Source organism: Maribacter litoralis (genome assembly GCF_003075045.1).
In the GTDB taxonomy this organism is placed as follows: Bacteria; Bacteroidota; Bacteroidia; order Flavobacteriales; family Flavobacteriaceae; genus Maribacter; species Maribacter litoralis.
The window spans coordinates 1163845-1177902 of record NZ_QCZD01000001.1; the positions used below are offsets into that span (position 1 = coordinate 1163845).

At 37.1% G+C, this 14058-nt stretch carries 15 protein-coding genes; all 15 read right to left on the bottom strand.

Annotated elements, in window-relative coordinates; all coding sequences use genetic code 11:
• Positions 1-8 precede the first annotated feature (8 nt).
• The 15 genes from DCS95_RS05240 to DCS95_RS05310 all read right to left on the bottom strand — a co-directional run bounded on the left by DCS95_RS05240 (position 9) and on the right by DCS95_RS05310 (position 14024).
• Positions 9-1079 carry an NADH:flavin oxidoreductase/NADH oxidase gene (locus DCS95_RS05240; RefSeq protein ID WP_116769743.1) on the bottom strand — a complete coding sequence of 357 codons (1071 nt, stop codon included), beginning with the start codon at positions 1077-1079 and terminating at the stop codon, positions 9-11.
• 315 nt (positions 1080-1394) lie between these two features.
• Complete coding sequence (locus tag DCS95_RS05245) at positions 1395-1682, bottom strand: putative quinol monooxygenase (protein WP_116769744.1); 288 nt, start codon at positions 1680-1682, stop codon at positions 1395-1397.
• 120 nt (positions 1683-1802) lie between these two features.
• Positions 1803-2489 carry a type 1 glutamine amidotransferase domain-containing protein gene (locus DCS95_RS05250; RefSeq protein WP_116769745.1) on the bottom strand — a complete coding sequence of 229 codons (687 nt, stop codon included), beginning with the start codon at positions 2487-2489 and terminating at the stop codon, positions 1803-1805.
• Positions 2490-2602: 113 nt separating this feature from the next.
• Positions 2603-3352 (bottom strand): SDR family NAD(P)-dependent oxidoreductase, encoded by a 750-nt coding sequence (locus DCS95_RS05255; RefSeq protein ID WP_116769746.1) that lies wholly within the window; start codon positions 3350-3352, stop codon positions 2603-2605.
• 30 nt (positions 3353-3382) lie between these two features.
• Complete coding sequence (locus DCS95_RS05260; RefSeq protein ID WP_116769747.1) at positions 3383-4870, bottom strand: aldehyde dehydrogenase family protein; 1488 nt, start codon at positions 4868-4870, stop codon at positions 3383-3385.
• A 23-nt stretch (positions 4871-4893) separates the two neighbouring features.
• On the bottom strand, positions 4894-5877 hold the full coding sequence (locus tag DCS95_RS05265; protein WP_116769748.1) for an aldo/keto reductase: 984 nt from the start codon (positions 5875-5877) through the stop codon (positions 4894-4896).
• 23 nt (positions 5878-5900) lie between these two features.
• A complete protein-coding gene (locus DCS95_RS05270; protein ID WP_116769749.1) occupies positions 5901-6884 on the bottom strand; it encodes an aldo/keto reductase in 984 nt (327 codons plus the stop codon).
• Positions 6885-6902: 18 nt separating this feature from the next.
• Positions 6903-8063 (bottom strand): iron-containing alcohol dehydrogenase, encoded by a 1161-nt coding sequence (locus DCS95_RS05275; protein ID WP_116769750.1) that lies wholly within the window; start codon positions 8061-8063, stop codon positions 6903-6905.
• 27 nt (positions 8064-8090) lie between these two features.
• Positions 8091-9233 (bottom strand): NADH-dependent flavin oxidoreductase, encoded by a 1143-nt coding sequence (locus tag DCS95_RS05280; RefSeq protein WP_116769751.1) that lies wholly within the window; start codon positions 9231-9233, stop codon positions 8091-8093.
• Positions 9234-9268: 35 nt separating this feature from the next.
• Positions 9269-10264, bottom strand: a complete 996-nt coding sequence (locus DCS95_RS05285; RefSeq protein WP_208630733.1) for an NADP-dependent oxidoreductase — start codon at positions 10262-10264, stop codon at positions 9269-9271.
• 11 nt (positions 10265-10275) lie between these two features.
• Entirely contained in the window at positions 10276-10692 is a 417-nt protein-coding gene (locus tag DCS95_RS05290) for an organic hydroperoxide resistance protein (RefSeq protein WP_116769753.1), read from the bottom strand.
• Between the two features lie 61 nt (positions 10693-10753).
• The gene (locus tag DCS95_RS05295; RefSeq protein WP_164674126.1) at positions 10754-11209 is read right to left on the bottom strand and encodes a ferritin-like domain-containing protein; all 456 of its coding nucleotides are present in this window, start codon (positions 11207-11209) and stop codon (positions 10754-10756) included.
• Between the two features lie 49 nt (positions 11210-11258).
• Entirely contained in the window at positions 11259-11837 is a 579-nt protein-coding gene (locus DCS95_RS05300; RefSeq protein WP_116770168.1) for a TetR/AcrR family transcriptional regulator, read from the bottom strand.
• An 11-nt stretch (positions 11838-11848) separates the two neighbouring features.
• The gene (locus DCS95_RS05305; protein ID WP_116769755.1) at positions 11849-12235 is read right to left on the bottom strand and encodes a DoxX family protein; all 387 of its coding nucleotides are present in this window, start codon (positions 12233-12235) and stop codon (positions 11849-11851) included.
• Between the two features lie 307 nt (positions 12236-12542).
• Complete coding sequence (locus tag DCS95_RS05310) at positions 12543-14024, bottom strand: helix-turn-helix domain-containing protein (protein WP_116769756.1); 1482 nt, start codon at positions 14022-14024, stop codon at positions 12543-12545.
• Positions 14025-14058: the final 34 nt, after the last annotated feature.

Genomic DNA, 14058 nt, shown 5'->3' on the forward strand with positions numbered 1-14058 from the left:
TTTAATAATTATTTTCTAGGTTTTCCTCTTTCATATTGTTTTGGCCAATTTGGTATGATATGCATTTGATCAGCTCCGAGTAGTGCGAAATATGGATTTCGTAACATCTCCCTACCGATAAAAATTAAATCGGCTTCATCTTTGTCCAAAATATCCTCGGCCTGAAAGATATCCGTAATTAAACCTACAGCACCGGTCGCGATGTTAGTCTCCTTCTTGATTCTTTCGGCAAAAGGAACTTGATAGTTTACTTTAACTGGGATATTTTGCTGCCTTACCACTGCTCCAGAGGAACAATCTATTAAATCGACTCCGTTAGTTTTTAACAACTTTGCAACTTCCAAGGATTCCTCCATGGTGTGACCTCCAGGTGCCCACTCTTCGGCGGATATGCGTACAAAAAGAGGCATTTCCTGCGGTATTACAGCGCGGATACCTATAGTTACTTCGATCAATAGACGCATGCGATTTTCAAACGAACCACCATATTTATCCTTTCTTTTATTTGTTAGGGGAGATAAAAATTGATTCAAGAGGTACCCATGTGCAGCATGTATTTCAATGATATCGAATCCAGCGGTCACTGCTCTTTTCGCAGCATTTACGAATGATTGTATGATGGCTTGTATTTCTTCGATCGACAATTCTATCGGTGTTACGTCATCCTCATAAAATGGTATCGGCGTCGGGGCAACAGTTTGCCAACCTCCAGCTAAAGGGCTAATTTGCTGCCCACCTTCCCAGGGAGGTAGGCAGCTAGCCTTTCTACCGGCATGGGCCAACTGGATACCTGATGATACACCTTGTCCTCTAATAAAAGTTGTTATTCGTTTTAAGGGTTCTATATGTTCATCCGACCAAATTCCTAGGTCTGATGGTGAGATCCTTCCCTCTGGTGAAACTGCCGCAGCTTCCGTAAAAACGAGGCCGGCATCTCCAACCGCACGCGAACCTAGATGTACAAGATGCCAGTCATTGGCCAAGCCATTTTCTGCACTATATTGGCACATTGGTGATACTACAATTCTGTTGGACAATTCCAAACCTCTCAGGGTATAGGACGAATATAATTTTGACATATCATTTTTAGTTTTAGTGGAAAGCTTAACCAAAGTAGAAATCGATTTTAAAACAAATTTTCCTACGAGTATAAAAGCTGATTTTGGCGATCAATTGATTAAATAATAATAATAATAATAATAATAATATAGGAGGTATCTTTTAGCAAAAGAATCCGAATATCGAAGCCTAATAAGACTTATACCTACCTGGAAATTCTATTTTTTAATATATATATTAGAAATAAAAAAACACTTGGCCTTATTTATATCTTTCTTGTACTATACTTTAAGCAGCAATAGGCATGTTTTATTTACTTTCATTCTATAAAAAGTCTAAATGACTTTTTTGTAGATATTAATTTCTGCCTTTTTTCTTAAATATTCAGCCATCTGAGGAACTATTCTTATAAAATGTTCAGAAGACATATGATTGTTTAAATCTTCTTCTGTTTCCCATTCTTCTAACATTATTAGTTCTGTTGGCTCTTTTTTATTTTGATACATTTCATACTTGATACATCCTACTTCTTTAACTGTTTTTTCCACTAATTCCTTTGCCAGTTCTAAAATTTTATCAATTTTATTTTCTTTAGCAAAATTCTTGGCTAAGACTTTTATCATAAACTATAAATTCTTTTTAATTTGTTAATGAGTCCGTATTCTAGTCGATCCTCCTTCCTCTTCATAGAAAAGGAAGGAAGATACTCCTGTGATGTTTACATCAGAGAATGACCAGAAAACCTATTTTTTAGATTCCAATTTGGTTAATAATAGTTCAGCGACTTTTTGCGATGAGGCTGGGTTTTGTCCTGTGATGAGCAATCCATCTTCCAAAGCATAGGCCTCAAAATCATTTGATTTGCTATATATACCTCCTTTTTCCTTCAACATGTCTTCAATAAGAAAAGGTACAACATCGGTAAGACCAACCAGTTCTTCCTCTGAATTTGTAAATCCAGTTACTTTTTTTCCTTTTACAAGTGGTTCCCCCGAAATATTTTTTACATTTTTCAGGGCTGCAGGAGCATGGCATACAAAGGCGACAGGTTTATTGGCGTTATAAAAGCTCTCGATCAACCTCGCCGAAACTTCGCTCTCTGCCAAATCCCATAAAGGACCGTGACCACCTGGATAGAATACTGCGTCATATTCCTTGGCAGATATCTCGGACAGTTTAATCGTATTACTTAGTTTTTCCTGTAATGCCTCGTCATTTTTAAACCGTTTGGTGGATTCTGTCTGATTTTCCGGTTTATCACTGGTAGGATCGATAGGAGGTTGACCTCCATCAGGTGAAGCCAAAGTAACGTTGGCGCCATTATCTACTAAATAATAATAAGGTGTTGCAAATTCTTCTATCCAAAATCCGGTTTTCTCACCAGTATTTCCCAATAATGCATGGGATGTCAATACGATTAATATTTCCATTTGTGTGTTATTTTTATTGATTTAATTATATCTATTTGATAATTGTTTCGGTGAAAACATTCTTGTCGAACTTGCCGGAATGGGTAATGGTAATGCAACAAGGATGTTCTAATTTATATTCTGGCCAAGGCTCCCCCGTCCAATAAAATATGAGTTCCATTGCAATAGCTTGAATCATCTGAAGCAAGGTATATAAACGCCTTCGCCACTTCTTCAGCTTCTCCCAACCTCTTCATTGGTGTTCCATTGACCCATTGGGAATGGAGTTCTGCTGGTAGATCATTTAACAAGGGAGTCTCTATGTAATAGGGACATATTGCATTGGCGCGAATGTTTTGTGTTCCATATTGAACCGCTATGTTTTTGGTAAGGCCCATCATTCCATGTTTGGCCGCGGTATAAGGGATCAAACCGTTCTCTGCTTTTAATCCTGCTATAGAAGCCATATTAACAATGATACCTCCCCCTTGTTTTAGAAATTGTTGTAGTTCGTATTTTATACAATAAAACTGACCGGTAAGATTAACATCTATAATATGTTGCCATTGTTCCTCTTCCAGATCATGAATATCAGAATAAGAGCCCGCAATACCGGCGTTGTTGAAAGCTACATCCAATCTGCCAAATTTTTCAACAGTAGTTTGAATTGCCTTTTTTACACTTTCGACATTAGCAACGTCAATTGGTACAAATAAACTTTGCACCTTATTAAACTCAATTTCCACCAAAGTTTCTTCGTATTTCGAGCTTGCCAAATCGGCGATGACTACAGTAGCTCCTTCTTTTGCTGCGGCGATGGCGGAAGCTTTACCTATTCCCGAAGCTCCTCCAGTTATAAACACCACTTTATTTTTTAATTTCATTTCTTTTAATTTTAGTTATTAATCATTGTTTTATTTCAATTGTTCCAAAAGCTGTTTAGCTCCTTGTAGTTTTTCTTCAGAATATGGAAACCAAAGTGCTTCAGTATCTTTCTCTCCACTGTCTATCACCATACCTTTATAATTCGCGAATAACTGCAGACCTATTTTTCCGTGATAACGATTGATTCCAGAGTTTTTCACACCTCCAAATGGTATTCCCGATACCGCATAATGAACCAATACTTCATTAATATCTACAGAACCTGCCTGTAACTGATTTGCTATTTTATGAGCTCTTTCCATATTACTACTGAACACATAAGCATCTAGACCATATTCAGAATCATTAGCCAATGCAATGGCTTCTTCATCATCCTTTACGATTTGAATTGGCAATATTGGTCCGAACACTTCTTCGTGCATAACACGCATACTGTGATTTACATTAGTCAAAACCGTTGCTGGCCAGAATAAAGTATCGTCATTCTCAGGGAAACCACCTGCAATTAGTTCCGCACCTTTGTCCAATGCGTCTTGTAATTGCTCCTTCATGGTATTGACACCCCTGCCATTAGCCAATGGACCAACATCATTTGAAGGTGTGGTGTATTCCCCAGAGGTAAGTACTTCGACTTCCTTTTTAACATTTGCAATAAAAGCATCGGCAACTTTTTCATTAACATACACGCGTTTTACTGCTTCACATATCTGTCCGTTATTGGAAAAACGGCCGAATACAGTAGCTTTTGCAGCACGAATTAAGTTAGCATCATCCGTAACAATTAAAGGATCACTACCTCCAAGTTCTAACAAAGAAGGTGTTAAGTTTTCTGCCAATTGTTTTTGAAGTTGACGACCTATTTGTGTAGAACCTGTAAAGGCAACAAAATCTATCCCTTTGGTTGTAGCTAAATCACTTCCCAAACTACCTTTTCCATGAACAACTTGTGCCAAGCCATCAAAATCAGAAAATGTATCGTTGAACAGTTTTTCAATTACCTTTCCTATCATCGGAACTGCAGACGTTGGTTTTAAAACCACTGAATTTCCTGCCGCTAGGGCTGTGATTACAGGGGACATTGCTAGACCAAACGGAAAGTTCCATGGAGCAATAACGGCTACCACTCCACGAGGAGTATAACGTACAAGCGCTTTTTTATTTTCTCCAAGATATTCTGGTGTTGGTACATCTTCATCCGCCAGATATATTCCTGCTTTTTCACTATATTCTTCTAGGTCTTCTGCCACTAGGTTAACACCAAACAAATATGATTCTACCAAAGGTTTTCCCATACCTTTTGAGATGGTTTCTGCTATTTCTTCAGCTCGTTCGATAACGAGATTTTTTAATTTTTTTAGATATATACCTCGTTCTTTGTAGGTTAGTGCCGCCCATTTCTTTTGAGCCTGCGCAGCCTTTTCTACCATTTTTGGAAGTTTGCTTTTGGGCGTACTCTCTACATGTTCAAATATCTGTTGCGATGCAGGGTTAACTGCATCTAATATTTCATTTTTCATTTTTTCTGTATTTTAAGATCTTATTATAAGTTTGTAAATTTCATTCCCATATCATTGTAGCGTTTGCCAGCCACCGAAATGTAAGTATCATCTAAATGCTGCATCTCATCTTGAGTAAGTTCAACGTCAACAGCTTTCGCGTTTTCAATTAAGTATTTCTCATGCTTGGTACCGGGAATAGGAATTATATTTTCTCCCTTATTTAATAACCAGGCCAGAGATAATTGTGCAGGTGTTATCTTTTTAGTATCAGCAAGCTGCTCAATTCTACTTAAAAGTCGTTTGTTACTTTCAAAGTTTTCTTTTTGAAAGCGAGGCACCGTATGCCGGTAATCATTCTTGGATAATGCTGAGGTGTCGCTGATCTTACCTGTTAAAATACCTCTTCCTAATGGACTGTAAGGCACCAATGAAATTCCCAATTCCTCAATAACGGACATTGTTGTTTTTTCTACATCCCGAGACCAAATGGAATACTCGGTCTGCACCGCGGTTATAGGGTGAACTTCATTGGCACGCCTTAGCGTATCGCCTGAGACTTCTGAAAGCCCTATATATCTAACTTTTCCTTCTTTCACTAACTCTGCCATTGCCCCAACTGTTTCCTCAATAGGCGTATTGGGATCTACACGATGTAAGTAATACAAATCGATTACTTCGCGCCCCAATCGTTTTAAACTTGCTTCACAAGCACTTTTTACGTACTCAGGTGAACCATTTCTTTGTCGTCCTTCAGGGTTTTCCTTATTTCTCACATACCCGAACTTTGTAGCTAACACCAAATCTTTCCAACGGTCACTATAGGCTTTACGCAATAATTTTTCATTATCACCTATGCCATAAACATCTGCCGTGTCTATAAAGTTGACTCCAATGTCCAATGCTTTGTGCAAAGTTCTAATACTTTGTTTCTCATCAGTTTCCCCATAGAATTCAGACATACCCATAGCTCCCAGGCCAATGGGAAATACTATTAAATCACTTTTTCCAATTGTTCTTGTTTTCACCTTTTTTGGTTTAAAAAAAACTACTATAAATTAGTAAATTTCATTCCCATATCATTGTAGCGTTCGCCAGCCACCGTACTGTATGTATCATCTAAATACAGCATCTCATTTTGAGTAATCTCTACGTCAACAGCTTTGGTATTTTCAATCAAGTATTTCTCTTGTTTGGTACCGGGAATAGGAATTATATTTTCTCCTTTGTGTAATAACCAAGCTAAAGACAATTGTGCAGGTGTTACTTTCTTCTTATCAGCTAACTGCTCAATTCGGTTTAAAAGTGTTTTATTGCTTTCAAAGAATTCTTTTTGAAAACGCGGCACGGTATGTCGGAAATCATTCTCGGATAGTTCTGATGTATCCTTGATTTTTCCTGATAGAAAACCTCTGCCTAATGGGCTGTAAGGCACCAATGAAATACCCAATTCCTCAATAACGGACATTGTAGTTTTCTCTACATCACGAGACCAAATGGAATACTCGGTCTGCACCGCGGTTATAGGGTGAACTTCATTGGCACGCCTTAGCGTATCGCCTGAGACTTCTGAAAGCCCTATATATCTAACTTTTCCTTCTTTAACCAGTTCTGCCATAGCTCCAACTGTTTCCTCAATAGGCGTATTGGGATCCACACGATGTAAATAATACAAATCGATTACATCACGACCCAATCGTCTTAAACTTGCCTCACAAGAACTTTTTACATACTCAGGTGAACCACTTAGTTCTCTCACCTCCGGTTTATTCTTATCTCGTACAAATCCAAACTTTGTAGCCAGCACCAAATCATTCCAACGGTCACTATAGGCCTTTCGAAGAAGCTCTTCGTTAGCTCCTATACCGTAAACATCTGCTGTGTCAATAAAATTGACTCCAATATCTAATGCTTTATGTAATGTATTAATGCTTTGTTTTTCATCAGTTTTTCCGTAGAATTCCGACATGCCCATGGCTCCCAGGCCAATGGGAAATACTTTTAAATCACTTTTTCCAATTGTTCTTGTTTTCATTTTTTCTAGGTTAAAATGTTAATAACTCATTTCTATGATTTTTTCGGCATCGGAAGGGGATAGAGTTTTATGTTCTCCTAGGCCAGTCCATCCACGATCTGTAAAGCGTTTTGAAACAATCCTTCCCGTTTCCAAATAGTCATCGGTGTATTCCGAAAGCTTAGTGTCAATTCCTAAAGAGTGAAAAAATTCTTCGGTTTTTTCAATTCCTATATTGGCTTTTTCCTCGACTGTTCCTTCTTCAATATTCCAGATACGTTCTGCATACTGTGCCAATTTCACTTTTTTACTTTCGAAATTGTATCGATAATGGTTTGGACCCACAATGGCCAATGTTCTTGCATGATCAATGCCATACAATGCCGTTAATTCATGTCCCATGGCATGTACTGCCCAATCCCCAGGAACTCCTTGTTGGATTAGTCCGTTCAGCGCCATTGTACAGCTCCACATAAAATTGGATGCCGCTTTGTAATCCGTTGGGTCCTTCATAATAGCAGGTGCAATTTCTACCAACGTTTGTAAAATACTTTCAGCAAAGCGATCTTGCAATAATGCTCCTGTAGGATACGTCATATACTGCTCTAAAACGTGAGTAAAAGCATCTGTAATCCCGTTGGCCAACTGGCGTTTCGGTATGGATTGTATTACTTGCGGGTCAAGAATTGAGAATACAGGAAAAAGACCTGGTCCTCCCATGGCCAATTTCTCTTTTGTTTCTTCCCTTGTGATGACCGCCCCGGAATTCATTTCAGAACCGGTAGCAGGCAAGGTTAAAACCGTAGCAAAAGGCATTCCCTCGGTTATAGGTTTATTTTCGGTCAATAAATGCCAAGGGGTATCGCCTTTGTAAAGGGCAGCTGCCGATAAGAATTTTGTACCATCGATGACAGACCCTCCTCCAACAGCCAGTAAACAGTCGATATCTTCATTCTTGATCAGTTTTAAGGCTTTCATCAAGACGCTGTATTCTGGATTAGCTGGAATTCCGCCAAATTCCACCACTTCATAATTTGAAAGAGCTTCTTTTACCTGATTATAGATTCCGTTCTTCTTGATACTTCCACCTCCGTAAAGCATTAGTATTTTTGAGTTTTCGGGAATTTCTTTTGATAGATTCTCTATTTGGCCTTTGCCAAATAATATTTTTGTTGGATTTTTAAATTCAAAATTGTTCATGTTACTTCTGTTTTAGATATTTATAAATTAAATAGATCTTGTTGATTGTTTTTTTAATGGTAACCAACCTGTCCTCGAAATAAGTTCATTCCAAAGAGGAGTAGGTATCTTCAATACATCTTGAGCACTTACATCCAGTTCTGTACTGATTTGATCAACTTCATTGTTTTTTACTTTAGTCAACCAATGTGGTTCCATTAAAAGTTCTCTGCCCATTGCTACCAATGGAATGTTAACAGAAAGAACTCTTTCTACTTCTTCTGGAGTGTGAATACTACCTACACCAATAACGGGTAGTATATGACCTACTTTAGCTGCAATTAGTAAGGCACGAGCCTCTGTATCTTTTTTATCCCGCATTGAACCTGCCCAAAAATCCATCACAGAAATATGTAAGTAGTCTAATTGTTTTTTTGAAAGAGCTTGCACGAAATGAAGTGTATCTTCCATTGTGATACCAGGGTTTTCCATTTCCTCAGGTGAAATTCGATATCCAACAAGAAATGGATGCAATGAAAGTGTTGCTGCTTTTATTACAGCATCAACTACTGCTAAAGGGAAAGTCATTCTCTTCATCAAATCTCCTCCCCATTTATCTGTTCTACGATTGGAATGGGGCGAGAAAAACTGTTGTAAAAGATACGTGTTTGCTCCATGTATTTCTACCCCATCGAAACCAGCCTCTATTGCCCTACGGGTAGCTTCACCAAAAGCTACAATTGTTTCCTCTATTTCAGTTGCCTTCATTTCTCTAGGAATTTGTGCACCTTCTCTCACGGCTGCTACAGCACTAGCACTTATAGATTGTCCATCAACGAGTTCTTCGGGAGGAGACATTCTTCCCCCGTGATATATTTGAAGTACAGCTTTATTCCCATTTGCTTTCAAAGCATCAGCTATCCTTTTCAAACTTGGAATTAATGCATCAGAATCGGCACCTATCTGACCATGAAAACCTTTACCATGACTTATTACATAGGCACAAGCGGTTATTAAAAGCCCAGCCGATTCGTTCCGTTCACGATAGTAGGCCACTTCGGTATCTGTAGTTGTTCCATCATCATTACCAGAAAAGGTGGTCATGGGAGCTAGTACTATCCGATTCGAGATTTCTACACCAGAAACGGGAAAAGAATAAGGAGAAAATATATTTTTATAATTTGAATTCATATTTTTTTTATTTAAATAATTCAATCATGTTATGACTATATTTTTACAATCATTTTACCTGTATTTTTTCCTTCAAAAAGGTCTATAAATGCTTGGGGGATTGTATCAAAACCTTCAACAATAGTTTCCGTATAGGACAGCTTTCCTTCCTGAAGCCATTTTGATAATTGTTTTATTCCTTCCGGAAACTTTTCCGCATAATTTCCAATGATGAAACCTTGCATGAGTACACTTTTCCTAATCAAAAAATGTTCTACCCTAGGGCCTATTGGCACAGAGATTTCATTATAGGCAGAAATGGCTCCGCAAACGATAATTCTACCAAACCTATTAATGTTGGCATGTACATTATCTGAAATATCACCCCCAACATTGTCGAAGTAAACATCAACTCCCTTGGGGCAAGCAGTGGCAATTGCTTTGTTTATATCTTTAGTTGTGTTATAATTGATGGCATCATCGAAATCAAATTTTGATTTTAACATCGCAACTTTTTCATCAGTACCTGCAATTCCAACTACGTGGCAACCCAGTATTTTTCCAATTTGACCAACAACACTACCTACCGCACCAGCAGCACCGGACACCACTATGGTTTCACCTTTTTTTGGCAATCCAATTTCCGTTAACCCCAAATAGGCGGTTAAACCAGTCATTCCTAAAATTCCTAAATAAGTGGATAATGGGGCTATCGACGCATCTATTTTTAAAAGTCCATTACCGTTTGAAACTTGGTACTCTTTCCATTCTAAAGAACCAGATACAAAGTCTCCTTTTTTGAAGGATTCATTTTTGGACTCGACAACTTCGGCAATACAACCAGATGAAATAGGCTTATTCAATTTGAAAGGCTCCACATACGATTCTGCATCACTCATTCGTCCTCTCAAATACGGATCCACCGATACGAATTTAGTTTTCAGAAGAATTTCCCCCTTGGCTATCTCAGGCTTATTTTCATCTGTGAATTTAAAATCGGAGGCTTGGGGTTTTCCAGTAGGGCGATTGTTTAAAAGGATTATTTTATTCATGTTGATAATTTTTATACTAAACTTAAATTAACTTCAATGTTGCCTCTGGTTGCATTGGAATAGGGACACACTTGATGCGCCTGTTCAAGTAATTTTTGTGCAGTTTCTCTTTCTATTTCAGGAATGGATACGGAAAGATCGACAGCAAGCGAAAAACCTCCATCATCATTTTGTCCTATACTGACGGATGCAATTACTTTAGTATCTTTTAGCTTTATTTTCTGTGTACGAGCCACAAGGTTTAATGCACTATCAAAACAAGCAGCGTAACCTGCAGCAAAAAGTTGTTCTGGATTGGTAAATGCCCCACCGCGTCCTCCCATTTCCTTGGGGATCTCCACTTTAAAATCCAACACTCCATCATCCGATTTGACGCGACCTTCTCGACCACCCGTTGCAATTGCATTAGCTGTATATAATTTTTTCATGATTATTATTTTTAGTTGATTATTAAATTATTTTGTTCCTTAATGAACTATGTTTTACTACCTATATTTGAGTTGTTAAATAATTTGCAACACCGACGTTTTTCATCAAACTAATTTGTTGTTTTAGCCATCTAGTATGCAAGTCTTCGTCCTTTAGGAAGTCCTCGAAAACCATTCTGGTTGCACCGTCGTTTTCAGATAGTGCTATTAACTCTTCCAATCGTTTTATTGCAATAAGCTGTTCGGTGAGCTCTTGTTCGAGCTGTTTCGCTACATCCAAATGAATAGGTAGGGTTTGATGTTTCGTGTTTGGTGTTCCTCCCAAATCTAAAATTCTGCTTATCAAAATTTTGGTATCCGAAATTTCATCTTCAAATTCTGATCGCATACGTTGAGCCAATTTTGGGAACCCGTTGTATTCGTTAATAGTAGCATGTACCAAATGCTGTTCAGCACCAGCGAAAGTTGCAGAAAGCATTTCCTGCAAACCGTTTAAAAGGATTGTTTTATTTTCCATTATTACATATTTATAAATGAACATTCATTCTTTTATTAAAGCAAAAAAATTACAATTTTATAGCGTCCCATGCTACTTGAAAAGTTTCACCTAATACCTTTTTATTTAAAGTATATAGGTCTCTCTCCTGCATCGCCATTAAAAATGTCAAGGGATAAATAGTATAAGCATAAAGAACAAAGATTGAAAGAGGTTTAATAATACCTTCCTTCTTCCCTTGTTCCCATAAATCAAGTAGGGGCTGTAAATGCTTTAATCCTTCTTTTCTAATCTCTTCATCTATCATGGGAGTATTATCGCATTGCGATAAAAATGCAGCTTCATTTACTAGATTTAATTTATAGTCCGCAATATTGTACCAAATTATTTCAAACCCTATTTTAACAGGCATAGTATTATCGTATCCTTTAAAAGCACAATCACTAAAAGATGCCTTCACCTCAAGATATAGGTTATTAATCAGATCCTGTTTATTTTCGAAATAAAGGTAAATGGTAGCTGGTGCTACCCCTGCAAGTTTTGCAATTTTGGACATTGGAGCATCATGAAAACCATGATCATTAACCAATGTTAGGGTAGCGTTCAGTAGAGCACGTTTTTTATCCGTTATTTTTTCTTTCTTAATCATATGGATATTCATTATACTTTTTTAATTGATAACATGCTATAGACTTTCCAAGACAAAGCAATTAGTACAAATTGGATCGGTAGTCTGATCAAGGCGGCGTCATGACCACCGATCGCTGGTGTTTCGGAAAACACGTCCCAGATGTGGATTGGTAAAAACAAGATCATTAAAACCAGGACGCCCAAAGCTGCCAATTTAGCGTATTTTTTGTTTACTAACAATGTAAAACCTAGGACAATTTCAATGATGCCTGAAACATAAATTACAGCTATTGGATATGGTAAAAATGAAGGCACAAACGGCATATAAAAATTCGGTTTCACAAAATGTTGTACACCTCCATAAATCATAAAGAGCGCAAGAATAATTTTAACAATGTTCCAAAATAACCTTTTCATTTACTTAACTTATTTAGTTTTACAATACAAATATATAAAAAAGAATGAACGTTCATTCATGGTTTATTTTTTTAACAATTTTTTATAATGTGCGGATGTTATTTCGAAGTAATCCTCTTCAGCCATTAGATTGATTTGTAATATGAATTCTCAATTATCTCTCATATACCAAAGCTATTTTGGTCATGAAAATTCCATATACCTTTACTTATTTTGCAGTCATAAGAAAATAGCAATTAGGTGAATAAGTTGAAAAAATTTAATATGTGGTAAATAAGAAAAAACTTAAAATTTTATCACAGATATGCTAAATAGGCTTGCTAAATTGCGCCGTCAACTCGGAGACCACATCTTCTATCACCTTATTTTTTTTCGTTCTCTCTAAAATTACAGGAGGTACCTTTCGCTCCTTGCAGTCGGTAATGGGACAACGTTCACAAGTAACCCCTACCATTTGTCTTTTAATATTAATATCCTGCAAAAAGGCAATTTTCCTTTTTAATTGCTTATCTATAAGTAAGCCGATACTAATACTTCTGTACTGAGTATCCTTAAAGGGATCTTTCGTCGCGGAGGAAAATACCAGATACGACACATCATCCGGATATTGAGAAATTTGTAAATCAAATATATGGTCTTGCTTGTTTATGGCAATTTGTTCCAGCACCTTTAATGAAACCCATCTTCTACAATAATGCTCATTTGTTTCATTGGCGTGTGGAGATTGCTGATTGGGAAGGTGCAATTCCTTGTTCAAATAAAAATTAGAACTTCCCGCCTCATGTGCAAACCTTAAAAAAAACAATTTCTGAATATTAAAATCTTTTGGCAACAGGTTTGTCAAACGCTGATAGAACGTTTCAGGTGAGCTGGTGAAATTGGAAATGGTCTTTATAAATACAGACTTATTAAAAACATCTTTTTGAAATAGCGATTTTAGCTGGGCTATCATCACGGTTCTGGGTAATACCAGTGCCCCGGCAAAATAAGAAGCGTTAAAATTGTTCAGCACTTGCTCAAAATTATCAAACTTTATCCAAGGAAAAGTGTAGAGGCGTAAATCATAATTTAAATAATTATAGGCAATTTCCTTCGCGTATATAAAAATTCGCTGCGCTTCATCTATATGGCTTGCAAGCAATAAAGTTTTTGTTTTGGGAACAAAGACTGAACGTAGATCGAAAAGTTCCTTGTGCTTTTTTAAATCCGAAGTATTTATTTTGTACCCATATTCATCAACAAGTATCTCTTCCAGTTCCTTTGCAGATACCGGTTTATTTAAATCGATATGGTAAGCTTTGCAAAATTTAACTACCTGCTGCTCCAAATCATCAAAATAATTGTAGTTGGACTGTTGATAAGAGCGTAAAGACGAAAGGTAAAAACTCTCCCTATTGAAGCTGTAGTGTTTTGCAACTTCGATTATCGTAGTAATAAATGCATTGACCTTGCCTGGGGCGTTGGAAATTATATCAATAAGATCGCTTTCTTTAATTCCGAAAAGTTCCAAGGGAATTTCTTTTAGGATCCGTGATTGTAATATTTCACCGATAGGGGCAAGATTCTTATCTAATTGTAGGGAAACCAAATCATCGTACGAAACATCCAGTTTTTCCGATAAAATTACAATCTTATCGGTCTTCGGATATTTTTTTCCATTTTCAATTTCATTTAAATAAGACTTAGATAAACCTGAAAGTTTGGACAAGCCGAACAAGGATAAATTCTTGTCGGTCCTTATCTGCTTTAACTTTAACCCGAATATAAGTTTGATATCGTCCTCTTCCATATATACAAATATAAGCTTTTTAGTGAACACGGAT